At 69.6% G+C, this 22,907-nt stretch carries 19 protein-coding genes; 8 read left to right on the top strand and 11 right to left on the bottom strand.

Annotated elements, in window-relative coordinates; translation table 11 throughout:
• Positions 1-57 precede the first annotated feature (57 nt).
• The 7 genes from NYO99_RS03000 to dinB form a co-directional block, all read right to left on the bottom strand.
• A complete protein-coding gene (locus NYO99_RS03000; protein ID WP_268165613.1) occupies positions 58-1,212 on the bottom strand; it encodes an alpha-hydroxy acid oxidase in 1,155 nt (384 codons plus the stop codon).
• A 95-nt stretch (positions 1,213-1,307) separates the two neighbouring features.
• Complete coding sequence (locus NYO99_RS03005) at positions 1,308-2,105, bottom strand: tetratricopeptide repeat protein (protein WP_268165614.1); 798 nt, start codon at positions 2,103-2,105, stop codon at positions 1,308-1,310.
• Positions 2,106-2,263: 158 nt separating this feature from the next.
• Complete coding sequence (locus tag NYO99_RS03010; protein WP_268165615.1) at positions 2,264-3,925, bottom strand: chemotaxis protein CheW; 1,662 nt, start codon at positions 3,923-3,925, stop codon at positions 2,264-2,266.
• A gap of 3 nt (positions 3,926-3,928) precedes the next feature.
• Positions 3,929-6,748, bottom strand: a complete 2,820-nt coding sequence (locus NYO99_RS03015; RefSeq protein WP_268165616.1) for a methyl-accepting chemotaxis protein — start codon at positions 6,746-6,748, stop codon at positions 3,929-3,931.
• 122 nt (positions 6,749-6,870) lie between these two features.
• The gene (locus NYO99_RS03020; protein WP_268165617.1) at positions 6,871-7,473 is read right to left on the bottom strand and encodes a CAP domain-containing protein; all 603 of its coding nucleotides are present in this window, start codon (positions 7,471-7,473) and stop codon (positions 6,871-6,873) included.
• A 118-nt stretch (positions 7,474-7,591) separates the two neighbouring features.
• Complete coding sequence (locus NYO99_RS03025) at positions 7,592-9,904, bottom strand: ATP-dependent DNA helicase (RefSeq protein ID WP_268165618.1); 2,313 nt, start codon at positions 9,902-9,904, stop codon at positions 7,592-7,594.
• Positions 9,901-11,112: a DNA polymerase IV gene (gene dinB / locus NYO99_RS03030; protein WP_268165619.1), complete on the bottom strand. Its 1,212-nt coding sequence runs from the start codon at positions 11,110-11,112 to the stop codon at positions 9,901-9,903. The genes NYO99_RS03025 and dinB overlap by 4 nt, the downstream gene beginning before the upstream one ends.
• Positions 11,113-11,223: 111 nt before the next feature.
• Here dinB and NYO99_RS03035 point away from each other — a divergent pair, with 111 nt between their 5' ends.
• Positions 11,224-12,606 carry a patatin-like phospholipase family protein gene (locus NYO99_RS03035; RefSeq protein ID WP_268165620.1) on the top strand — a complete coding sequence of 461 codons (1,383 nt, stop codon included), beginning with the start codon at positions 11,224-11,226 and terminating at the stop codon, positions 12,604-12,606.
• A gap of 12 nt (positions 12,607-12,618) precedes the next feature.
• Here the strand turns inward: NYO99_RS03035 and NYO99_RS03040 are convergent, their stop codons facing one another.
• From NYO99_RS03040 to NYO99_RS03055, 4 genes are all read right to left on the bottom strand, one after another.
• Positions 12,619-13,599 carry an aldo/keto reductase gene (locus NYO99_RS03040; protein ID WP_268165621.1) on the bottom strand — a complete coding sequence of 327 codons (981 nt, stop codon included), beginning with the start codon at positions 13,597-13,599 and terminating at the stop codon, positions 12,619-12,621.
• 92 nt (positions 13,600-13,691) lie between these two features.
• Positions 13,692-15,365 (bottom strand): PhoH family protein, encoded by a 1,674-nt coding sequence (locus NYO99_RS03045; protein WP_268165622.1) that lies wholly within the window; start codon positions 15,363-15,365, stop codon positions 13,692-13,694.
• A 174-nt stretch (positions 15,366-15,539) separates the two neighbouring features.
• A complete protein-coding gene (locus tag NYO99_RS03050; protein ID WP_268165623.1) occupies positions 15,540-16,019 on the bottom strand; it encodes a peroxiredoxin in 480 nt (159 codons plus the stop codon).
• Between the two features lie 129 nt (positions 16,020-16,148).
• Complete coding sequence (locus NYO99_RS03055; protein WP_268165624.1) at positions 16,149-16,523, bottom strand: Mth938-like domain-containing protein; 375 nt, start codon at positions 16,521-16,523, stop codon at positions 16,149-16,151.
• A gap of 122 nt (positions 16,524-16,645) precedes the next feature.
• Here NYO99_RS03055 and NYO99_RS03060 point away from each other — a divergent pair, with 122 nt between their 5' ends.
• From NYO99_RS03060 to NYO99_RS03090, 7 genes are read left to right on the top strand one after another with little or no spacing between them, the layout of a single operon-like run.
• Positions 16,646-17,872, top strand: coding sequence for a pyridoxal phosphate-dependent aminotransferase (locus NYO99_RS03060; protein WP_268165625.1), 1,227 nt, complete (start codon positions 16,646-16,648; stop codon positions 17,870-17,872).
• Between the two features lie 30 nt (positions 17,873-17,902).
• Positions 17,903-19,222 (top strand): homoserine dehydrogenase, encoded by a 1,320-nt coding sequence (locus NYO99_RS03065; RefSeq protein WP_268165626.1) that lies wholly within the window; start codon positions 17,903-17,905, stop codon positions 19,220-19,222.
• 2 nt (positions 19,223-19,224) lie between these two features.
• Complete coding sequence (gene thrC, locus NYO99_RS03070) at positions 19,225-20,616, top strand: threonine synthase (RefSeq protein ID WP_268165627.1); 1,392 nt, start codon at positions 19,225-19,227, stop codon at positions 20,614-20,616.
• On the top strand, positions 20,609-21,814 hold the full coding sequence (locus NYO99_RS03075) for a molybdopterin molybdotransferase MoeA (RefSeq protein ID WP_268165628.1): 1,206 nt from the start codon (positions 20,609-20,611) through the stop codon (positions 21,812-21,814). The genes thrC and NYO99_RS03075 overlap by 8 nt, the downstream gene beginning before the upstream one ends.
• Positions 21,811-22,068, top strand: a complete 258-nt coding sequence (locus NYO99_RS03080) for a MoaD/ThiS family protein (protein WP_268165629.1) — start codon at positions 21,811-21,813, stop codon at positions 22,066-22,068. Before NYO99_RS03075 ends, NYO99_RS03080 begins: the two co-directional genes overlap by 4 nt.
• Before the next feature lie 4 nt (positions 22,069-22,072).
• The gene (speD, locus tag NYO99_RS03085) at positions 22,073-22,438 is read left to right on the top strand and encodes an adenosylmethionine decarboxylase (RefSeq protein WP_268165630.1); all 366 of its coding nucleotides are present in this window, start codon (positions 22,073-22,075) and stop codon (positions 22,436-22,438) included.
• Positions 22,438-22,902 (top strand): hypothetical protein, encoded by a 465-nt coding sequence (locus NYO99_RS03090; RefSeq protein ID WP_268165631.1) that lies wholly within the window; start codon positions 22,438-22,440, stop codon positions 22,900-22,902. The genes speD and NYO99_RS03090 overlap by 1 nt, the downstream gene beginning before the upstream one ends.
• Positions 22,903-22,907 lie beyond the last annotated feature (5 nt).

Genomic DNA, 22,907 nt, shown 5'->3' on the forward strand with positions numbered 1-22,907 from the left:
GGTTGATCGTGATGGGTGTCACTGAGCGCCGCTTGCGGCGTCGGGCGGTGCCTGCAGTCAGGGCGTTGGGAATGTGCCGGGCCGCAGGATGTCGCGGCTGACCTGGCTGAGCTGCGTGTGGCCGCAAAAGGCCATGCTGACGTCCAGTTCCTTGTGCAGCATCTGCAGCATCTTGGTCACGCCGGCCTCGCCCATGGCGCCCAGGCCGTAGACCATCGCGCGGCCCACCATGGTGCCCTTGGCGCCCAGCGCCCAGGCCTTGAGCACGTCCTGGCCGGAGCGGATGCCGCCGTCCATCCAGACCTCGATCTGATGCCCCACCTCGGCCACGATGGCCGGCAGTGCATGGATGCTGCTGGGCGCGCCGTCCAGCTGGCGGCCGCCGTGGTTGCTGACGACGATGGCGTCGGCCCCGGCCTGCACGGCCAGCTTGGCGTCCTCCACCTCCATGATGCCCTTGAGGATGAGCTTGCCGCCCCAGCGCTCCTTGACCCAGGCGATGTCGGCCCAGGACAGGCGCGGGTCGAACTGCTCGTTGGTCCAGGCCGACAGCGAGCGCATGTCGCTCACGCCCTTCACATGGCCCACGAGGTTGCGGAAGGTGTGGCGCTTCGTGCCGGCCATGCCCAGCACCCAGCGCGGCTTGGTGGCGAGGTTGAGGATGTTCTTCAGCGTCGGCCGCGGCGGCGCGGTGAGGCCGTTCTTCAAATCCTTGTGGCGCTGGCCGATGACCTGCAGGTCCAGCGTCAGCACCAGGGCCGAGCAGTGCGCGGCCTTGCAGCGGTCGATCATGCGGGCCATGGCGTCGCGGTCACGCATCATGTAGAGCTGGAACCAGAACGGCGACGAGGTGTTCTCGGCGATGTCCTCGATGGAGCAGATGCTCATCGTCGACAGCGTGAACGGGATGCCGAACTTCTCGGCCGCGCGCGCGGCGTGGATCTCGCCGTCGGCGTGCTGCATGCCCGTCAGGCCCACGGGCGCGATGGCCACGGGCATCTTGGCGTCCTGGCCGATCATCTTCACCGCCGTGCTGCGGCCCTCCATGTTGACAGCCACGCGCTGGCGCAGCTTGATGGCCTGGAAGTCCGCCTCGTTGGCGCGGTAGGTGGTCTCGGTCCAGGAGCCGGAGTCGGCGTAGTCGTAGAACATGCGCGGCACGCGCTTCTCGGCGAGTTGGCGCAGGTCTTCGACGCAGGTGATGACGGGCATGGCAGCGGGGCAGGGCGGTTGGGTCAACCGTGGATTTTCCTGCCTGCGGGCCGGCGCCGGGGCGGCGCGCCCGAGTGCTCAGCGACTTGAGTTTTTCAGAACGTCAGCGTGGTCGGCCCGGCGTCGCGCGACTGCGGCCGCAGGTACTGGCCCAGCGTGCCGGCCATCGCGGCCACCACGCCCACGGCCAGCCGGCCGGCCTGGCGCAGCGGGCGCGGCTTGATGCCGCCAGATGCACCCGCCGCGGCGGCCTGGCGTGGCCTCGCCACGGCCTGCAGCAGGGCCAGCTCCTGCTGGCGCTCCTGGATCAGGAACACCAGCCGCCCGGGGTCGGCAAAGCGGGTGGCCAGCGTGCGCACGGCCTTCAGCTCGCGCCGCCGCACCATGACGCCCTGTGCGCGCAGCGGGCAGCCCAGCGTGCGGCTGCGCAGGTACAGCGCCTTGGCGGCCAGCCGGTCGGGCAGGCAGCCGACGCCGGAAAACAGGCAGGCGGCCAGGTTGAAGGTGGCCTCGGCGTGGCCCAGGGCTGCCGCGTTGACGTAGGCCGTCAGGCCGTCGCCCTCGTTCATCGGGCCGCCACGGCCCGTCATCAGCACGCGGCCGAGCTGGAACTGGCCGTTGGCGCTGCCCCGTGCGGCCGCACGCAGCAGCAGCCGACGGGCCTGCACCGCGTCTGCGGCCACGCCCAGTCCTTCCAGCTGGCACAGCGCCAGCATGGTCATGCCCTCGGCATCGCCCGCCGCGGCGGCGGTACGGAACCAGCCGGCTGCGCGCTCGTAGTCAGGTGTGGCGGCGTGGAACAGTGCCAGGCCCTGCTGCAGCGGGTTCACCACAGGGGTGATGGTTGCGGCGATCAGGGGCTTGGGGGCCGGGCGCGGGTGTCGGGTGTTCATGCAGCGGCTGAGGGTCGGGCAAGGGGCGCTCGTGGCGCCCGGGCGGCATTCTGCGCGACCCGCATCCTCAGTTGCATGTAGTGTGCCACCCGATGCAGGGGGGCGTTAGGGTAAGCGCCAGGGGCTGACCTGCTGGTATGCGACCACCGCGCCGCCGATCAGACCACGTCGCAGCCCGCATTGCGGATGCCGCACTCCACCGCGCTCTGGGCCAGCCGCTGGCGCAGCGAGGTGGCAGCGCCGGGGGCGGTCATGGCGTCCAGCCAGCGGTCGAGGTCCAGCACCGGCACGGTGTGGCGGCTCTGGCCGTCCAGGCTGCTGATCTCGATCAGCTCGCCCAGTTGCAGGCCGCTGCCGTCACCGTCGTCGCCGGCGCGGCGTGGCCAGTGGTGCCAGTGCGCGGTCTCGATGCCGGTCACGGACTGCACGGCCAGGCCCAGCATCTGGCCCGCGCGCTCGACGATGAGCACGCGCACGGCGTCGATGTCGGTCGGCGCCGCATGCCCGAGGATGCGCGACAGGCACAGCAGCGGCACCGCGCGGCCCTGGTGCATGTGCAGGCCGAGCAGTTCGCCGCGGCCGTCCAGCGCCACGAGGTCGCGCGGGTAGCGAATGATTTCGCTGACCAGACGCAAGCGGCAGGCGTAGGACCTGCCCGCGTTGAACACCAGGTAGCTGTCCTGCTGCGCGGCGGCGTGTGTGGCCGGCACGGGGGCGCCCGGTGCGCGTGCGGCACCCAGCGGCGCGCGGGCGGCGGCCGTGCTGGGGCGGGCGGTCTCGGCCAGGCCCCGTATCCATTCGTTGGTCAGCAGGCCGGTCGGGTTGATGATGAGGTGCTGCCCGCGCTGCGGGCAGTGGTAGACCCCGGCGAACAGGCCTTCGTCGAGCACGGCCATGGCCGGCATGGGGGCAATGACTTGGCGGGGGACGGCGGTGATGTCGCGCACGCGGTCCAGGCGCAGGGCCAGCATGCCGCCCTGAGGCGCGCGCAGCAGCAGCACGGAAACCCGGCTGGCCGCTTGCTGCTGGCCCAGGCCCAGCGCGCGCAGCGTGTCCAGCACCGGCACCTGGCGCCCCTGGTAGTCGATGACGCCGGCGCAGAGCGCGCTGGTCAGCGCATTCGGCTGCACCTCGGCCTCGGGCACCGTGGTGTGCACCTCGGTGGCCTCGATGGCCAGCGGGATGGGGTCGGCGTCGAACAGCAGCAGGGAGATGCGGCCTTCGCCCGCGCCGGCCAGGGCGTTGGTGGCGCGGTGGTCGCCGCGCTGGTCGGCCACCCAGGGCAGGCCGGGCTGGCTGGCGAGCGCGTTCAGGTCCAGCAGGCTGGCGCAGCGCCCGTCGGGCAGGCTGGCCAGTGCAGCGGTGATGCGCGGTGTGTGGTCATCCAACGGGCCGGCCAGCGCCTGCAGTTGGCCGGGGGTGGCCTGGGCCATGCCGCAGACCTCGTCCACCAGCAGGCCGATGCGGCGCTGCTGCCAGCTCAGGATCACCACCACCTTGTGTTTGCCCGCCTCTTGCGAGGGCAGGCCCAGGCGCGGGCCGAGATCCAGCACCGGCACGTGCACCTGCCGCAGGTTCAGCGCACCGGCGATGCCGTCGGCGCCGGCCGCCATGGGGTGCAGCCTGGCGGGGCAAGCCGCCACCTCGCGCAGCGCGTCGATGGGCAGCGCGAGCAGGGTGTCGCCCAGTCGCATCAGGCCCAGGGCCCCATCGGGCAGCGCGGGGGCCGTGGCTGGGGGCGTGGCCGGTGACTCAGCCCGTGCCGAGCGCAGGCTGTGCACGGGCCAGCGGCTGGGTGGGGGGCGACGATGGGCAAGCATGGGTCACTCCGTCGTGGCACTGCCGGCGCTGTTGCGCAGCAGGGCGGCGAGCTTGTCCACCACCGCCTCCTGGGACTTCATCGCCGCGACGATCTCGGCCATCGCGCCGTGGCTCTGGTTCACCATCACGCCGATGTTCTCCAGCGAGCCGTTGGCCTCCCTGGACTGGGCCTCGCTCTGCTCGTTGCGCACCCGCGCCTCGATGATGATCTTGCTGATCTCGCGCGTGGTGTGGGAACTGCGCTCGGCCAGCTTGCGCACCTCGCCCGCCACGACGGAGAAGCCCACGCCATGCTCGCCGGCCCGGGCGGCCTCGATGGCGGCGTTGAACGCGAGCAGGTTGGTCTGGCTGGAGATTTCCTCGATGTCGCGCAGCATCTCGGCAATCGCATCGGTGCTGGAGCGTGCGCCCTGGATGCTGTTCAGCGAGGCGCTCAGCGACTTGATGCCGGCGCTGGACGTGGTTTGCGTCAGCCCGATCTGCCGCTCGGTGCGGTCAGACGCGCGGCGCACCGACGACACCACCCCGGTGAGGCCTTCGATGGCGGCGCGCACATCGGCCATGACGCGCTGCAGCGCGCGCTCGGACTCGACCTGCTCGGTGATGTCGAAGGCGTACTTGACCACCCGCTGCGTCACGCCGTGGGCGTCCAGGATGGGGGCGTAGCTGGCCTGGATGTGGACGTCGCGGTTGAACTTGCCAACGCGGTGGAAGCGGCCGGTGCGGGTTTCCCCCTTGCTCAGGCGCAGCCAGAAGTCGCGGTACTCGTTGGAGCGCACGTAATCGGGCGCGCACAGCACGCTGTGGTGCTGCCCTTTGAGCTCGCGCAGCGTGTAGCCCATGGTGCGCAGGAAGTTGTCGTTGGCGGCGAGGATGTTGCCCTCGGTGTCGAACTCCACCACCGCCTGGCTCAGGTCTACCGCGCGCACGCGGCTCTCGAACTCGGCGTTGCGCTGCTTCTGGCGCGTGATGTCCATCGCGAACTTGACGACGCGCGACACCCGCCCGTTGAGGTCGTAGATGGGGTTGTAGGTGGCCTGGATCCAGACCTCCTTGTCATTGCGCCCGAGCCGGCGGTACTCGCCGGTCTCGAAGTCGCCGCGGCCCAGCTTCTCCCAGAAGTTCAGGTAGGCCTCGGATTGCGTGTAGGCCGGGTCGCAGAACATGCGGTGGTGCTTGCCCTTGACCTCAGCGAGCTCGTAGCCCATGAGCTTCAGGAAGTTCTCGTTGGCATCCAGCACCCGGCCGCTGACGTCGAACTCCACGACCGCCTGCGCGCGGCGCATCGCGTTGACGCGGCTTTCGAACTCAGCATTGCGCAGCTTGGCGGCCGTGATGTCCTGCGCGAACTTGACCACCTTGACCACCTGGCCGTCGAGGTCGAACACCGGGTTGTAGGTGGCCTGGATCCAGACCTCCTTGCTGTCGCGGCCGAAGCGCTTGTATTCCCCGCTTTCGTACTCGCCGCGGGCCAGGCGTTGCCAGAAGGCCGCGTAGTCGTCGCTGCTGGCGTGCTGGGCGTCCACGAACATGCGGTGGTGACGGCCGACCACGTCCTCGGCCCGGTAGCCCAGCAGTTGCAGGAACTGCTCGTTCGCCGCCAACACCTCGCCCTGGGGCGTGAACTCGATGACGGCCATGGAGCGGCGGATGGCGTCGAGCTTGCCTTCGTAGTCGGCCTGGCGCAGGCGCGAGGTGGTGACGTCGGTGGCGTACTCGATGACGCGCACCGGCCGGCCCAGCGCATCCAGCACCGGGTTGTACGAGGCCTTGACCCAGACCTTGCCGCCTTGCTTGGTCAGGCGCTTGTACTCGCCGGCCGTGTGCTCGCCGTCGGCGAGGGAGCGCCAGAACTTGTCGTAGCCGGCGCCGCGCGTGCTGTCGGGCTCGCACAGCACGCGGTGGTGCTTGCCGACGAGGTCGTCCGCGCTGTAGCCCATCAGCGCCAGGAAGTTGCTGTTGGCGCGCAGCACGCGACCGTCGAGGTCGTATTCGCAGATGTTGGTGATGCGGTCCAGCGCTTGCAGCCGCGCAGCGTCTTCGGCGGCGGCCTCGGTCACGTCGCTCACGTCGACCGAGTACTGCTGCACGCGCTGCAGGCGGCCGCCGTCGTCGGCGATGGGGGCGAACCCGGCGCGCAGCCAGAGGTCGTGGCCGCGCTTGTCGCGCCGGTGGATGCGGGTCTCGACGTACTGGCCGTTGCGCACCTGCTCCCACAGCAGCTGGTGCTCGGCGGAGCTGGCCACGCCGTCAGGCAGCAGCAGCGCTTCGGTCTGGCCGGCCAGCTCCGCGGCGGTGTAGCCGAAGCGCTTCAGCACATTGGCATTGGCGCGCAGGATGCGGCCGTCGGGCGCGAACTCGAGGATCTCCAGCGCCCGGTCCACACTCTGCAGCTGGCGCTCCATGTCGCGGAACTCGCGGCCCGGGCCGTCCATGCTCAGGCCCACCAGCAGCAGGCAGTCGCGGCCGCGGCGCTGGTCCGCCACCAGTTCGCCGGCCACGGCCATCTGCAGTTCGCTGCCCACGCGGATGCGCAGCCGCGCCTCGATGGACTCGCCCGCCAGCGCCTGCTCCCACTGCTGTTCGGCCGAGGCCTCCGGCGTGGGCTGCAGGCAGTGCGTGACCTGCAGCGCAGGCGGTGCATCGGCGTCCCAGCCGAGCTTGTCGGCGGCGGCGCTGCTCAGCGCCAGCAACTCGCCGCTGCTGCGGTCGAACCAGAAGCAGTGGCATCGCTTGCGCAACGAGTCCAGTGCGGTGTCGGGCAGCGGATGCGCAACGCTGGGGGCGTCCGTGGAGGCCGGGGGTGGTGCGGTGTTGGCCATGGCAGCGGGGCGTCAGTGGAGGGCGATGTGACTCTGCCTGCACAGCCCGCCGCTGTGTGCATGCACCCCACTGCGCTTAGTGCAATTTTCCCGCTTGTATCGAAATTATCAATTAATGAGCCTCAGCGGGCGGCGCCGAAGTTCTGTGTCCAGTACGTCCGGTATGTGTTGTTGGCCGTGCCGGCAAGGCAAGCGGCACCGATGTCGCGGTACGACGAATTCATCAAATTTGCACAGTGGCCGTCGCTCTTCATCCACGCGTCCACGACTGCGGCCACGTCCGGCTGGCCGGCCGCGATGTTTTCGCCCACGCTGCGCCAGAGGTAGCCGGCGGCGGTCGCGCGGTCGCCCACGCTGCTGCCGTTGCTGCCGGTGTGGCTGAAGAAGTTCTGCGCCACCATGTCCTCGCTGTGGCCGGCGGCGGCTTGGGCGAGGTTGGCGTTCCAGACCAGCTCGGCCACCGCCGGGAAGCTGCCCCGCGCGCCGCAGCTGGCGCCAGCGCGGCGGTGGGCGTTGACGGCGGCCAGCATGTCCGCCTGGAAGTTGCTCAGGTTGCAGCTCAGCCGCGTGCCGGCAACGGGGGCTGGTGTGCTCGGTGTGGTGGGTGTGGTGGGCGGGGTGGTGGCGACAGTGCTGGCACTGCCGTCGGCACCACCGCCACCGCCGCAGGCGGCCAGCAGGCCGGCCAGGGCCGCGGCGGTCAGGGTGTGGAAGGCGCGTTGCATGGGCCGCAGCGTCGCACGGCCGGCGCGTGGGCAGGTTACCGGGTGCAGCGGGCAGCTGGGCGCCGCAACATCCCCACACACCTGGCGTGCGCGGCGGGCGCTGGCCGTGGCAAAGGTCTCACAGTTGCCACCAGGCCGGCAGCAGCGCGCGCACATCGGGGCGACGGTAGCGCTGGTCCAGCAGCCAGACATAGCCCTTGTCGTCCACCGAGCGCAGCACGCGGCCGGCGGCCTGCACCACCTTCTGCAGGCCGGGCACGAGGTCGGCGTAGCCGTGGTCGGCGCCGAACATCGCGTCCAGCCGCTCGCGCACCTGCTCCTGCAGCGGCGACACCGGCGGCAGGCCCAGCGTGGCGATGAAGGCGCCAATGAGGCGCGTGCCGGGCAGGTCCACGCCCTCGGCGAACGCGCCGCCCAGCACGGCGAAGCCGACGCCCTGGCCGCCTTCGACGAAGCGGTCCAGGAAGCCGCGCCGCGCGGCCTCGCCCATCGCGCGGGCCTGGCTCCACTGCGGCACCTCGGGGTGGCGCAGCGCCAGCCGCTGCGACGCCTGCTCCAGGTAGTCGAAGCTGCTGAAGAAGGCGAGGTAGTTACCCGGCGCTTCAGCGAACTGGGTGGCGATGACGTCCACCAGCGGGTTCAGCGACGCCTGGCGGTGCTCGTAGCGCGTGGACAGCGGCGCCACGCGCACGGTCAGGTGCTCGGGCGGGAAGGGCGCGGGCACGTCGATCCACGCGGTGCTGTCGGGCAGGCCCAGCAGGTCGCGCGGGTAGTCGGGCGGGCCCAGCGTGGCCGAGAACAGCGTGACGCTGTGCAGCCCCTCGAAGCGCTCCTTCAGGAAGAAGCCGGGCACGATGTTGCGCACGGACAGCAGCACGTCGGTCGTGCCGTCGTCGTCGTCTTCCAGCAGCGACAGGTTGACGGGGGCGTCCAGCGGCGCGGCCTGGCGCGTGGCGGCGCTGCGCTGCAGGTCGCACAGCGAGTGCGTGTCCAGCCGGTCCAGCAGGCGCTGCAGCCCCAGCACGTCGAAATAGAACTCCAGCAGCGGGCCCACGTCGAGCGGGTGGTTCTGCACATGCTCGCCCAGCGCCGTGTTGACGCGCTGCAGCGCCTCGGCGAGGTCGTCGGGAATGGCTTTCAGCGGCTGGTAGTCGGCCGGCTGCGCGCGGGCCAGCGTGGCCAGCTCCTTGGCCAGCCGGCGCAGCGGCGGCTGCAGCACCTTGGGTGCATCGGCCACGGCGCTGCGGACGCGCTCGAGGCTGAGGCTGGCGCTGTACATGTCGCGCGCGCGGTCAACGAGGTTGTGCGCCTCGTCCACCAGCAGCGCGAGCTTCCAGCCCTGCGCCTGCGCGAGGCCGTAGAGCTGGCCGTGGGGGTCGAAGGCATGGTGCACGTCGCCGACGACGACGTCGACCCAGCGCAGCAGCTCCTGGCCCAGGTAGTAGGGGCAGACGCCATGCTTGAGCGCGATGCGGCGCTGCGCGGGCGCGTCCAGCCAGCCGGCCTGCAGGCCTTCAGCGCGGGCGGCGGGTAGCGCGTCGTAGAAGCCGTGGGCCAGCGGGCAGGCGTCGCCGTGGCAGGCCTTGGTGGGGTGCTCGCAGGCCTGCTCCTTGGCCACCAGCGTCAGCACGCGCAGGGCCTTGGTGGGCGCCGCCTCGCGCAGCGCGTGCAGCGCCTCCAGCGCCGTGATGCGGCCCGTGCCCTTGCAAGTCATGTAGCCGATCTTGTCGAGCCGCTGGCCGGGCATGGCGCGCAGCAGCGGGTACAGCGTGCCCAGCGTCTTGCCGATGCCGGTGGGCGCCTGCGCCAGCAGGTGGCGGCCGTTGGCGGCCACGCGGTAGACAGCCTCGGCCAGCAGGCGCTGGCCCGGGCGCAGCTCGCCGAGCGGGAAGGGCAGGGCGGCGAGGCTGGCGTCGCGCGCGCTGCGGTGCGCGGCCTCCTGCGCGGCCCAGGCCTCGAACTGCGCGCAGCGCGCCTCGAACGCCGCCTGCAGCGCGGCGGCGCTGAACTTGTCGCGCAGCACGGTCTCATGCTGTGTGTCGGCGTCCACGTAGACCAGGGCCAGCTCCAGCTCGGCCAGCCCGCGGTCCGCGGCGATGAGGGCGCCGTAGGTCTCCAGCTGCGCCCAGTGCAGCGCGCGGCGGTTCTCGGGGATGAGGTCCACCGGGCCGCGGATGGTCTTGATCTCCTCCAGCCGGTTCACGTCGGCTTCATACCCATCGGCGCGGCCGCGCACGCGCAGGTGGCCGTGCATGGCTTCCAGCGGCAGCTCGATCTCGTAGCCGGGCGAGCGCCGCGCCAGCACGGCAAGCTGCATGGCCTGGCCCTCCAGCGCCGTGGCGGACGGCGTGAAGCGCCGGTCCAGGCTGCCGCGCTTGGCGGTGAACTCGCACAGGCTGCGGACGGAGACGGTGTAGGTCCAGTCGCTCAAAACAGGCTCAGGTTGTCGGGCGCGCGCCGGGGGTCGGCGCGCGGCGCGGCTGGCGCAGCGTCCAGCACCTCGCTGGCATGCACCAGGTTGCCGACGCGCACGCCCATCAGCCGCAGCCGCTTGTCGAAGGTGACGCGCTTGAGGCACAGGCCCACCGCGTGGCGGATGTCGGCTGCGCTGGTCACGGGGATCTTGAGCGTCTGGTCGCGCGTGACGGTCACGAAGCCCTCGAAGCGCAGCTTGATGCCCACGGTCTTGCCCGCGTAGCGCTTGCGCGCGAGGTCGTCGGCCAGGCGCGCGCACAGCTCGTCCATGATCTGGCCCAGCAGTGCCTTGTCGTGGCGGGCGCTCAGGTCGCGCTCGAAGGTGGTCTCGCGGCTGATGGAGACGGGCTCGCTGTAGGTGACCACCGGCCGGTTGTCGCGGCCGTGCGCGGCGTTGTGCAGCCAGGCGCCGTAGCTGTCGCCGAACTGCTCGATGAGCCAGGCGGGCGGCGCCGCGGCGATGTCGCCCACGGTGTGCAGCCCCAGTTGGACGAGCTTGTCGCCCGCCTTCGGGCCGATGCCGTTGATCTTGCGCACGGCCAGCGGCCAGATGCGGGTCGGGATGTCATCCATCGTCAGCACGCTGATGCCGTCGGGCTTGTCCAGCTCGCTGGCGATCTTGCTGAGCAGCTTGTTGGGCGTGATGCCGATGGAGCAGGTCAGCCCGGTCGCGCGGCTCACCGAGTTCTTGATTTCGCGCGCCACGGCCTTCACGCCGCCCAGCGGGTCGTGGCCGACCGCATCGCGCACGCCGGGCACGTCGGTGAGGTCGATGTAGATCTCGTCGATGCCGCGGTCCTCGATCACCGGGGCCACCTCGGCCACGGCGGCCTTGAAGCGGCGCGAGTAGGTGCGGTAGCTGTCGAAGTCGGCCGGCAGCAGGATGGCGTCGGGCGCCCGCAGCGCGGCCTTCATCAGCCCCATGGCCGAGAACACGCCGAGGTCGCGCGCCGCGTAGGTGCTCGTGGTGACGACGCCGCGGCCCGTGTAGTCGCGCAGCTTCGCGTAGCGCCAGCTGCCGTCTTCCAGCTGCTGCGGCGCGTCCGCCCGGCGCCCGCCGATGACGACCGCCTGGCCTTTGAGCTGCGGATAGCGCAGCAGCTCGACGGACGCGTAGAAGGCGTCCATGTCGAGGTGGGCGATCCAGCGCTCGGGCAGCTGCATGTCAGCGTGGCGCAGGGGCGGGCGAGGGCGGCATGCGGCGGATTGTCACTGGGAATAAAGACAGGATCTGTCGGCATGGTCAGAATGCGCGCAGTTGTCGAGTGAGGCCCCATGCGTTTTGCGTTGCTGCTGTCCACCTGCCTGCTGCTGGCCGCCTGTGCCGGCAGCCCGTTGAACCCCCCACGCAACCAGCCGGCGGTGGTGCAGCCGGTGCTGCGCACCCCGCCCACCGAGACCCGCGACACGGTCGTGGCGCTGAGCTTCTCGGGCGGCGGCCTGCGGGCGGCGGCATTTGCCTATGGCGTGCTGGAGGGCTTGCGGGCGCTGCCTTCGGCAGGCGGGCAGAGCCTGCTGGACGACGTGGGCTTCATCACCAGCGTGTCGGGCGGCTCCATCACGGCGGCGTATTTCGGCCTGCACGGCGCGGAGGGCCTGCCGAGCTTTCGCGACAAGGTGCTGCTGCGCGACGGCGAGGCGGGCCTGCGCTTCAGCCTGCTCAACCCCACCAACCTGATGCGCCTGTTCGCCGGCGGCCTGAACGATCGCAGCAATCTGAACGATTGGCTGGATCGCGACGTGTTCAAGGGCGCCACCTTTGCCGACATGTTCAAGCGCGAGCGGCCGGTGGTGTGGATCAATGCCAGCAACGCGCAGTACCGGCTGGCCTTCCCGTTTCATGAGCGGGCGTTCGCGTCCATCTGCAGCGATCTGGCGAGCTTCCCGGTGTCCGAGGCGGTGGCGGCGTCGATGGCGGTGCCGCTGTTCTTCGCGCCGGTGGTGCTGGAGAAGTTCCCGGATGCCTGCCGAGAGCCACTGCCCACCAGCCTGGTGCGGCGCGGTGCCGAGCGCGACGACCAGTACCGCCTGCGGCTGGCGTTGCAGCGCGCCATGAAGGACTACCGCGACCCACGCGCCGGCCGCTACCTGAAGTTGGTGGACGGCGGCGTGACTGACAACCTGGGCCTGGTCAGCATCCTGCAGAGCCGCGTGCTGCTGGACACGCCTTACGGCCCCATCGGCGAGCACGAGGCGGTGACGCTGCGCCGACTGCTGTTCGTCGTCGTGGACGCCGGCCAGGGCCCCAGCGGCGACTGGGGACGTGAGCTGGCCGGGCCCTCGGGCGTGGACATCGCGACAGCGGCCGTGGACACCGCCATCGAGAGCACGATGCGCATGAGCTACGCCTACTTCGTACCCATGATGCGCAACTGGGAGCGCGACCTGGTGACCTACCGCTGCTCGCTGCCCGACGCGCGCAAGGACGCGCTGCGGGCGCTGGACCCGCACTGGCGCTGCGAGGACATCCGCTTCAGCGTCACGCAGATCAGCTTTGCCGACCTGCCCGAGGCGGACGAGGCGGCGCTGAATGCCATCCCGACGCGGCTCAAGCTGCCGGCCGAGCAGATCGACCGCCTGATCGCGGCCGGTCGTGACGCGGCGGCGCGGGATGCTGACGTGCGGCGTTTCTCGCGCATGGTGCAGCGCGGCGAGTGAACCGCCGTCCGCTCACCAGAGCGCGTGCACCTGTGGTGCGATGCGGCGCTGGTAGAGCTCGGCCAGCGCCTGCATCAGCGGCGCGGGCAGCGCGGCCAGGTCGGCGGCGCTGACGTTCTCGTCCACCTGGGCCGGTGTTCGGCCACCGGGGATGGCCGTGGTGACGGCCTCGGACATGAGGATCCAGCGCAGCGCCAGCCGCGCCATGCTGACGCCCTCGGGCAGCAGGCGGCGCAGTTCCTCGACGGCGGCCAGGCCCTGCTCGTAGTCCACGCCCGAGAAGGTCTCGCCCTTGTCGAAGGCCTCGCCCTGGCGGTTGAAGCCGCGATGGTCGTCGGCGGCGAACGTGCTGCTGCTCGTGAACTTGCCCGACAGCATGCCGCTGGACAGCGGCAGCCGCGCCAGCACACCGACCTGCGCGGCCTGAGCGGCGGGCAGGAAGGCCTCCAGCGGCCGCTGGCGGAACAGGTTGAAGATGATCTGCACCGACTGCACGCCCGGGAACTTCAGCGCCGCCATCGCCTCGTCGATGCGCTCGACGCTGACGCCGTAGTGGCGCAGCTTGCCCTCGCGTACGAGATCGTCCAGTGCGCCGAAGACCTCGGGCATCGTGTAGACCGCCGTGGGCGGGCAGTGCAGCTGCAGCAGCTCGATGGTGTCGGTGCCCAGGTTCTGCAGGCTGCGCTCGATGAAGGGGCGCAGGTTGCGGTAGCCCTCGGCCACATGCGGGTTCAGTCGCCGGCCCGCCTTGGTGGCGACATGGAACGGGTCGTTCGGCCGCTCCTGGCGCAGCCGGGCCAGCAGGCGCTCGCTGTGGCCGTCGCCATAGACGTCGGCCGTGTCGAAGAAGTTCACGCCGCGGTCCAGCGCGCGGTGCAGCGCGGCCATCGCGGCCGTGTCGTCGGTATCGCCCCAGGTGCCACCGATGGCCCAGGCGCCGAAGCCGATGGCGGAGACGTTCAGGCCGGTGCGGCCAAGGGGGCGGTAGATCATGGAGCGTCAGGTAATGAGCGATTTGGTAGCGCAATCATAGCGGCGCAGAAAAATGGCCCCGGCGTGGGGCCTTTCCGTGAAGGAGGCCGTGGTCAGAGCACTTCGGACGCGAAATCCGCCAGCCGCGAGCGCTCGCCGCGCGCCAGCGTGACGTGGCCGCTGTGGGCCCAGCCCTTGAAGCGGTCGACCGCGAAGGTCAGGCCCGAGCTGCCCTCGGTCAGGTAGGGCGTGTCGATCTGCGCCAGGTTGCCCAGGCAGACGATCTTGGTGCCGGGACCGGCGCGTGTGATCAGCGTCTTCATCTGCTTGGGCGTCAGGTTCTGGGCCTCGTCGATGATGACGAACTTGTTCAGGAAGGTGCGCCCGCGCATGAAGTTCAGGCTCTTGATCTTGATCTTGCTGCGCACGAGGTCGTTGGTGGCCGCGCGGCCCCATTCGCCGGCGGACGAGCCGCCCTTGGCCAGCACCTCCAGGTTGTCGTCCAGCGCGCCCATCCAAGGGCCCATCTTTTCTTCCTCGGTGCCGGGCAGGAAGCCGATGTCCTCGCCCACGGGCACGGTCACGCGGGTCACGATGATCTCGCTGTAGCGGCGGTCGTCGAACACCTGGGCCAGCGCGGCGGCCAGCGTCATCAGCGTCTTGCCGGTGCCGGCCGTGCCGGTCAGCGTGATGAAGTCGCAGTCCGGGTCCATCAGCAGGTTGAGCGCGAAGTTCTGTTCGCGGTTGCGCGAGGTGACGCCCCAGACGGCATGCTTCTGGTTGCCGTAGTCCTTCAGCGTGCGCAGCACGGCCGTCTTGCCGGTGATCTCGGTGACCTTGGCGTACAGCGGCGTGGCGCCCGGCGCCTCCAGGTAGACCAGCTCGTTGACCAACAGGGTGGGCACCAACGGGCCGGAGATCCGGTAGAAGGTGGTGTTGCCCTGCTGCCAGCTCTCCATGGTCTTGCCATGGCGCTCCCAGAAGTCCGCCGGCAGGGCCTGCACGCCGGTGTAGAGCAGGTCGGAGTCTTCCAGCGTCTTGTCGTTGCGGTAGTCCTCGGCGGGCAGGCCCAAGGCGCGGGCCTTGATGCGCATGTTGATGTCCTTGGACACCAGCACGACCTCGCGATCCGGGTGCAGGTTCTTCAGTGCCTGCACGACGCCCAGGATCTGGTTGTCCGCCTTGCCCTGCGGCAGACCTTGGGGCAGCGGCGTGTCGATCAGCTGGGTCTGGAAGAACAGCTTGCCTTCGGCCTCACGGTGGCCGGTGCCGGCCAGCGGCAGGCCCTTGGCCATTTCTTCGATGGAGCTGCTCTTCAGGCTGGCGGCGAGCTGGTCCAGCTCACGGCTGACCTGGCGCACATTGCGGGCGACCTCGGTCATGCCCTTCTTGTGCCCGTCCAGTTCCTCGAGCGTGATCATGGGCAGGTAGACGTCGTGCTCCTCGAAGCGGAACAGCGACATCGGGTCGTGCATCAGCACGTTGGTGTCCAGCACGAACAGCTTGGTGGCACCAGCCGGCTTGCGTGTGCGCTTGGGCGCAGCGGCCTTGGCCGGTGCCTTGCTGACCGACTTGGTCGGCAGCGCCGGCTTGGCCGCCGGGGCCGCGGCCGTCGGCAGGCGCAGCACCTCGGCTGGCGGCGCCACGACGGGCGCAGCCGGTGCGGCCACGGGCGCGGCGGGCGCACCGCGAGGCGCACCGCGGGATTTGCTGGGGGTCAGATTGGCCGAGTAAGCAGTGGCATCGAGGCGGCTGGCGCGTTGTGCGGGAGGCTTGGGCAGTGGCATGTACGGCGTGTCGGCGGAAGGTGAACCCCATGCGCAACCGGCTCCAGAAAGCAAAAAGCCGCACAGGATGAGTGCGGCTTTTCGGCAGGAGTCTGGAATGCGGCCCGGGGCATGAGCCGATTATGCACATCCAGCAGGGGCCCGCGAGAGGACGCCGGGCCGGGTGTCAGCGCCTCAGGCGGCTTCTTTCTTCTGGCCCTTGACGGCCTTCAGCACCTCGTCGACGTGGCCGGCAACCTTGATGCCGCGCCACTCGCCCACCAGGATGCCGTTCGGGGCGATCAGGAAGGTCGAGCGCTCGATGCCCTTGACCTTCTTGCCGTACATGATCTTGTTCTTGACCACGCCGAACATGTGGCAGAGCTTCTCTTCCGTGTCGGCGATGAGCTCAAAGGGCAGTTCCAGCGCCTGCTTGAACTTGTCGTGCGAGGCCATGTTGTCGCGCGACACGCCGAAGACGACCGCGCCGGCCTTCACGAAGTCCTTGTGGCGGTCGCGGAACTGCATCGCTTCGGTGGTACAACCCGGCGTGTTGTCCTTCGGGTAGAAGTACAGCACGACCGACTTGCCCAGGAAGGCGTTGGCGGTGAACTTCACGCCGCCGGTGGCTTGAGCCTCAATTTCCGGCAGGGGTTTGTTGAGCGCAGGCGTCATTGGGGGGTGCGGCAAGTTGAGCTCGCGGGGTCTCCGGGTCGTGAACGCCAACTGTGCAGCATGTCACGCGGGCGCCCGCAAGCAATAGCCTGTCATTATAAGGCCTCGGCCCCCGCCGGCTGCCGGAGGTCATCCCTCGATCAGCAGTGCCGCCAGCACGTTGCGGCCTTCGCTGGCCAGGACGTTGTAGGTGCGGCAGGCGGCGGCGATGTCCATCACTTCGAAGCCGATGCGGGCTTCCACCAGCCCGCGCCACAGCGCCGGACTCGGAAAACGCAGCTTAGCGCCGCTGCCGAAGACGACCAGCTCAGGCTTGAGTGCCAGGATTGCTTCGAAATGCGCGGGCTGAAGTTCCTCAAAGCGCGAAGGCGGCCAGGGCTGAACGGCGCCTTTCCAGGGCACCAGCACGCTGGCCGTGTGGGGCTTGCCATTGACCCAGACGCCCTGGGGATCGTGGCGCGAAATGCTGTTGCCGCCTTGCGGCTCATCGAGCTGGAACTTCATCGGAAAACGCGGGGCAGAAGGCCGGCCGCGAGTGTCGCCCAGAACGGCGTGGCCCGTGGCCCGGCCCTTAAACTTCGGGGTTCCCCTTGCATTGCAGCCCCAGGCTGCGTCGGAGCCCCCTTTTGAAGCCCATCGCCAAGTCCAGCAAGCTCGCCAGCGTCAGCTATGACATCCGCGGCCCCGTGCTCGACAAGGCCCGGCAGATGGAGGAAGAGGGCCAGAAGATCATCAAGCTGAACATCGGCAACACGGCCGTGTTCGGCCTGACACCGCCCGACGAGATCGTGCAGGACATGATCCGCAACCTCGGCGACGCTGGCGGCTATACCGACAGCAAGGGCCTGTTCGCGCCGCGCAAGGCGGTGGTGCACTACACGCAGCAGAAGGGCGTCAAGGGCGTCACGGTGGACGACGTCTATCTGGGCAATGGCGCGTCCGAGCTGATCCAGATGGCCATCAACGCGCTGGTCAACGATGGCGACGAGATCCTGATCCCCTCGCCGGACTTCCCGCTCTACACCGCGGTCGTCGGCCTGTCCGGCGGTCGCCCGGTGCATTACCGCTGTGACGAAGGCGCCGGCTGGCTGCCCGACCTGGCGGACATCGAGAGCAAGATCAGCCCGCGCACGCGCGGCATCATGGTCTGCAACCCGAACAACCCGACCGGCGCGCTGTACCCGAACGAGCTGCTGCTGGGCATCATCGAGCTGGCCCGCAAGCATCAGCTCGTCATCTTCGCCGACGAGATCTACGACAAGACGCTGTACGACGGCAACGTCCACACCAGCATGGCCGCACTGGCCGACGATGTGCTGTTCGTGACCTTCAACGGCCTGTCCAAGAACTACCGCAGCTGCGGCTACCGTGCCGGCTGGATGGTCGTCAGTGGCGAGAAGCGCCATGCCCGTGACTACATCGAGGGCCTGAACATGCTGGCCTCGCTGCGGCTGTGCTCCAACACGCCGGGCCAGCTGGCGATCCAGACGGCGCTGGGTGGCTACCAGAGCATCGACGACCTCGTCGCGCCCACCGGCCGGCTGTGCCGCCAGCGCGACCTGGCCTACGAGCTGCTGACGCAGATTCCGGGCGTCAGCGTCGTCAAGCCCAAGGCGGCGCTCTACATGTTCCCGCGCCTGGACCCCAAGATGTATCCCATCGCCGACGACCAGCAGTTCGCCTATGAGCTGCTGGCCGAAGAGAAGGTGCTCATCGTCCAGGGCACCGGCTTCAACTGGCCCGAGCACGACCACTTCCGCCTCGTCTTCCTGCCCAACGTGGACGACCTGCGCGAGGCCATCGGCCGCATCGATCGTTTCCTGGCCGGCTATCGCCGCCGCCACTCCGCCTGATTCCGATTTCCGTTGTCTGAAAGCCCTGCAATGAAAGCGATCCAAGTCGGCCTGATCGGCCTCGGCACCGTCGGTGCCGGCACCTTCAACGTTCTGCAGCGCAACCAGACCGAGATTCGTGGCCGCGCTGGCCGGGGCATCGAAGTGGCGATGGTCGCGGCCCGCAATCCCGAGCGCGCCAAGGCCTACCAGGCCATCGTCGGCGACGCCGTGCCCTGCACGGGCGACGCGCAGCAGCTGGTCAACAACCCGGCCATCGACATCGTCGTCGAGCTGATCGGCGGCATCGAGCCGGCGCGCACGCTGGTGCTGCAGGCGATTGCCAACGGCAAGCACGTCGTCACGGCCAACAAGGCGCTGCTGGCGCTGCATGGCACGGAGATCTTCGAAGCCGCGCGCGAGAAGGGCGTCGTTGTCGCGTTCGAAGCGGCCGTGGCTGGCGGCATCCCCATCATCAAGGCGCTGCGCGAAGGCCTGACCGCCAACCGCATCGAGTGGATCGCCGGCATCATCAACGGCACGACGAACTTCATCCTGTCGGAGATGCGCGGCAAGGGCCTGGACTTCGCCACCGTGCTGAAGGAGGCCCAGCGCCTGGGCTATGCCGAGAGCGACCCGACCTTCGACATCGAAGGCGTGGACGCCGCCCACAAGCTGACCATCATGAGCGCCATCGCGTTCGGCGTGCCGGTGCAGTTCGACAAGGCCCATGTGGAAGGCATCTCCAGCCTGCAGGCCACCGACATCAAGTACGCCGAACAACTCGGCTACCGCATCAAGCTCTTGGGCATCACGCGCCGGCGTGACAACGGCATCGAGCTGCGCGTGCATCCGACGCTGATTCCGGCTACCCGCCTCATCGCCAACGTCGAAGGCGCGATGAACGCCGTCGTCGTGCAGGCCGATGCCGTTGGCACCACGCTTTACTACGGCAAGGGCGCCGGCGCCGAGCCAACGGCCTCCGCCGTCGTCGCCGACCTGGTGGATGTGACCCGCCTGGCCACCGCCGACCCCGACCATCGCGTGCCTCACCTGGCCTTCCAGCCGGATGCGATGAGCAACACGCCCGTGCTGCCCATGGCCGATGTGCAGACGGCCTTCTACCTGCGCCTCGTCGTCGCCGACCAGGCCGGCGTGCTGTCGCGCATCACCACCATCCTGGCCGAGCACGACATCTCCATCGACGCCGTGCTGCAGCGCGAGTCGGCGGAAGGCGAGCGCCAGACCGACCTCATCATCCTGACGCACGACACGTCCGAAGGCCGCATGAACGAGGCGCTGGCCAAGATGCAGGGGCTGCCCACCGTGCTGGCCCCCATCGTCAAGCTGCGCAAGGAAGAACTCGCCTGACCATGAAGTACATCAGCACCCGCGGCGACCAGGCCGAGCGCGGCTTCTCCGACATCCTGCTCGAAGGCCTGGCGCCCGACGGCGGCCTCTACCTGCCCAAGACCTACCCCCAGGTCGACGCCGCCACGCTGGCCCGCTGGCGTGGCCTTGCCTATGCCGACCTCGCGTTCGAGATCCTGTCGCTCTACATCGACGACATCCCCGCCGACGACCTGCGCGCCATCACGCGCCGCGTCTACACGGCCGAGGTCTTCGGCACCGAGCAGATCACGCCGCTGACCTGGCTGGGCGACCACATCGCGCTGCAGGGTCTGTCCAACGGCCCGACGCTGGCCTTCAAGGACATGGCCATGCAGTTGCTGGGCGCGCTGTTCGAGTACGAACTGGGCCGCCGCGGCGAGACGCTGAACATCCTGGGCGCGACGTCCGGCGACACCGGAAGCGCGGCTGAATACGCGATGCGCGGCAAGAAGGGTGTCAAGGTCTTCATGCTCAGCCCCAACGGCCGCATGAGCCCGTTCCAGCAGGCGCAGATGTTCAGCCTGCAGGACGCCAACATCCACAACATCGCCATCGACGGCGTGTTCGACGACGCGCAGGACATCGTCAAGGCCGTGTCCAACGACCTCGTCTTCAAGCGCGAGCACCGCATCGGCACGGTCAACAGCATCAACTGGGCACGGCTGCTGGCGCAGGTCGTCTACTACTTCGCCGGCTACTTCCAGGCGACGAAGAGCAACGCCGAGAAGGTCAGCTTCACGGTGCCGTCGGGCAACTTCGGCAACGTCTGCGCCGGCCATGTGGCGCGCCAGATGGGCCTGCCCATCGCGAAGCTGGTGGTCGCGACCAACGAGAACGACGTGCTGGACGAGTTCTTCCGCACCGGCGCCTACCGCCCACGCGGCACGGCGGACACGCACGAGACGTCCAGCCCGTCGATGGACATCTCCAAGGCCAGCAACTTCGAGCGCTTCGTGTTCGACCTGCTGGGCCGCGACGGCGCGCGCGTGAAGCAGTGCTTCACCAGCCCGCAGTTCGCGTTGACGGGCGATGAGCATGACGCCATCGCCGGCTTCGGCTTCAGCTCCGGCCGCAGCACACACGCCGACCGCGTGGCCACGATCCGCCGCACCTACACCGAGCACGGCATCGTCATCGACCCGCACACGGCCGACGGCCTCAAGGTGGCGCTGGAGCAGCACGACCCGGCCGTGACCATGCTGGTGCTGGAGACGGCGCTGCCGGCCAAGTTCGCCGCCACCATCCACGAGGCGCTGGGCATCGAGCCGCCGCGGCCTGCGGGCCTGGAGGGCATCGAGGACCTGCCCAAACGCGTCAAGGTGATGCCGGTCGATGTGGAGCAGGTGAAGGCCTACATCCACGCCCATGTCTGAGCCCCGCAAGCCGCTGATCCCGCTGGACGACGCGCTCGCGTCGCTGCTGGCGCAGGTCACGCCGCTGGCTGGCACGCAGGCGGTCGCCACCGCCGAGGCCCGCGGCCGCGTGCTGGCGGCCGATCTCGTGTCGCCGGTTGATGTGCCGCCGGCCGACAACTCGGCGATGGACGGTTACGCCTTGCGTGCGGCCGATGCTGGCGCGCTGCTGCCGGTCACGCAGCGCATTCCCGCCGGCAGCGTGCCCGCGCCGCTGGCCGCCGGTGAGGCGGCGCGCATCTTCACCGGGGCGCAGGTGCCGGCCGGTGCGGATACCGTCGTCATGCAGGAGCACACCGAGCTGGTCGACGGCCATCTGCGCGTGACGCAGCTCGTCACCACCGGCGCCCATGTGCGTCGCCGCGGTGAGGATGTGCGCGCCGGCGCCGTCGTGCTGCCGGCCGGCACGCGGCTGGACGCCGTGTCGCTGGGCCTCGCGGCCACGGCCGGCGCAGCGCAGCTGACCGTCACACGCCGCCCGCGTGTGGCCGTGTTCTCGACGGGCGACGAACTCGTCATGCCCGGCGAGCCGCTGCCGCCCGGCGCCATCTACAACTCCAACCGCTTCACGCTGCGCGCGCTGCTGGAAGGCCTGGGCTGCGAGGTCGTTGACCTCGGCATCGTGCCCGACAAGCTCGACGCGACGCGTGCTGCGCTGCGCGAGGCGGCGGCCCGGGCCGACGTCATCCTGACCTCCGGTGGCGTGTCCGTCGGCGAGGAAGACCACCTGCGCCCGGCCGTGCAGGCCGAGGGCCGGCTGGACCTGTGGGCCATTGCGATCAAGCCCGGCAAGCCGTTTGCGTACGGCCGCGTCGGCGACGCCCATTTCATTGGCCTGCCAGGCAACCCGGTGTCCAGCCTCGTGACCTTCCTGGTGCTGGTGCGCCCCTTCCTGCTGAAGCTGCAGGGCGCCACGCGCCTGGCGCCGCGTGGCTATCGCATCCCCGCCGGCTTCGAATGGCCCAAGCCCGACAAGCGTCGCGAGTTCCTGCGCGTGCGGCTGGATGAAGCCAGCGGCCTGGCCCTGTTCGGCAACCAGAGCAGCGGCGTGCTGACCTCGGCCTTCTGGGCCGATGGCCTGGTGGACAACCCCGCCGGGCAGGCGTTCAAGGCGGGCGACGCCGTGCGCTTCATTCCGTTCTCGGAGTTGCTGGCATGACGATCACCGTGCGTCTGAAGTTCTTCGCGTCCTTGCGCGAGAAGCTGGGCGAAGGCGAGGCGCTGGCCCTGCCCGCCGGCAGCACGGTGGCTGATGCACGCGCGGCGTTGCGTGCGCGCGGCGGCGCGCATGCCGAAGCGCTGGCTGCGGGCCGCGCGGTGCGCTCGGCGCTGAACCAGAAGATGTGCGCGGAGTCCGCGGTGCTGGCGGATGGCGACGAGCTCGCGTTTTTTCCGCCCGTCACCGGCGGTTGATCGCTTGAACGGCCTGCACCTGACGGCCGACCTGCGCGGCGTCGACGCGGCGCTGCCGCTGATGCGCGACCCCGTGGCGCTGGCGTCGCTGTGCCGCGACGCCGTCACGGGCTCGGGCCTCAGTGGCGTCGCCGAACTGTTCCACCGCTTTGGTGCGGCTGACGAGCAGGGCGGCATCACCGGCGTCGTGCTGCTGGCCGAGTCTCACCTGGCCATCCACACCTGGCCCGAACTGGGCGGCGTGACGCTGGACGTCTACGTCTGCAACTACGGCGCCGACAACAGCGCCAAGGCCGAGGCGCTGATGGAGACGTTGCTGGCTGCGCTGGCACCCGAAGTGGCCAACGTGCAGCGCCTGCGAAGAGGCTGATGGCCGGCGAGCGAATGCACCGCGAGTCCGCGCAGGCCTCGTCGGCGGAAGAGATGGACGAACTGGTGTCTCGGGCGAGGGCGCAACGACGTCGCATTGACGCGGTCGACGGCCAGCTGCACATCGCCAATCACATCCCTCGTGGCGAGCGCATCGCCAACACGTTGATGTCGCTTGGGCTGCTCGCCTGCTCGCTGCATGCTGCACTCCACGACGATCTTCACATCAGTGGCCGGCGCGGGCCGGGCATCCATCTGCATGGCCCGCCGCTGTGGATGCTGTGTGCGGCGATGGCATGCGCTGCCGCCAACATGCTGTCGGTTGTCGTGGATCACTACGACACGCGCGCCAACGAGTTCCGCTACCGTCGTTTTGCGTTGGTCACGCAGGTGGCTGGCTGGTTACTGTTCTTTGCGGCGTTCGCGGCGGAGGCGTTCGTGTTCCAACTGGCAACACGGCACTGACGCCA

Source organism: Roseateles hydrophilus (assembly GCF_026712245.1).
GTDB classification, from domain to species: Bacteria; Pseudomonadota; Gammaproteobacteria; order Burkholderiales; family Burkholderiaceae_C; genus Pelomonas; species Pelomonas hydrophilus.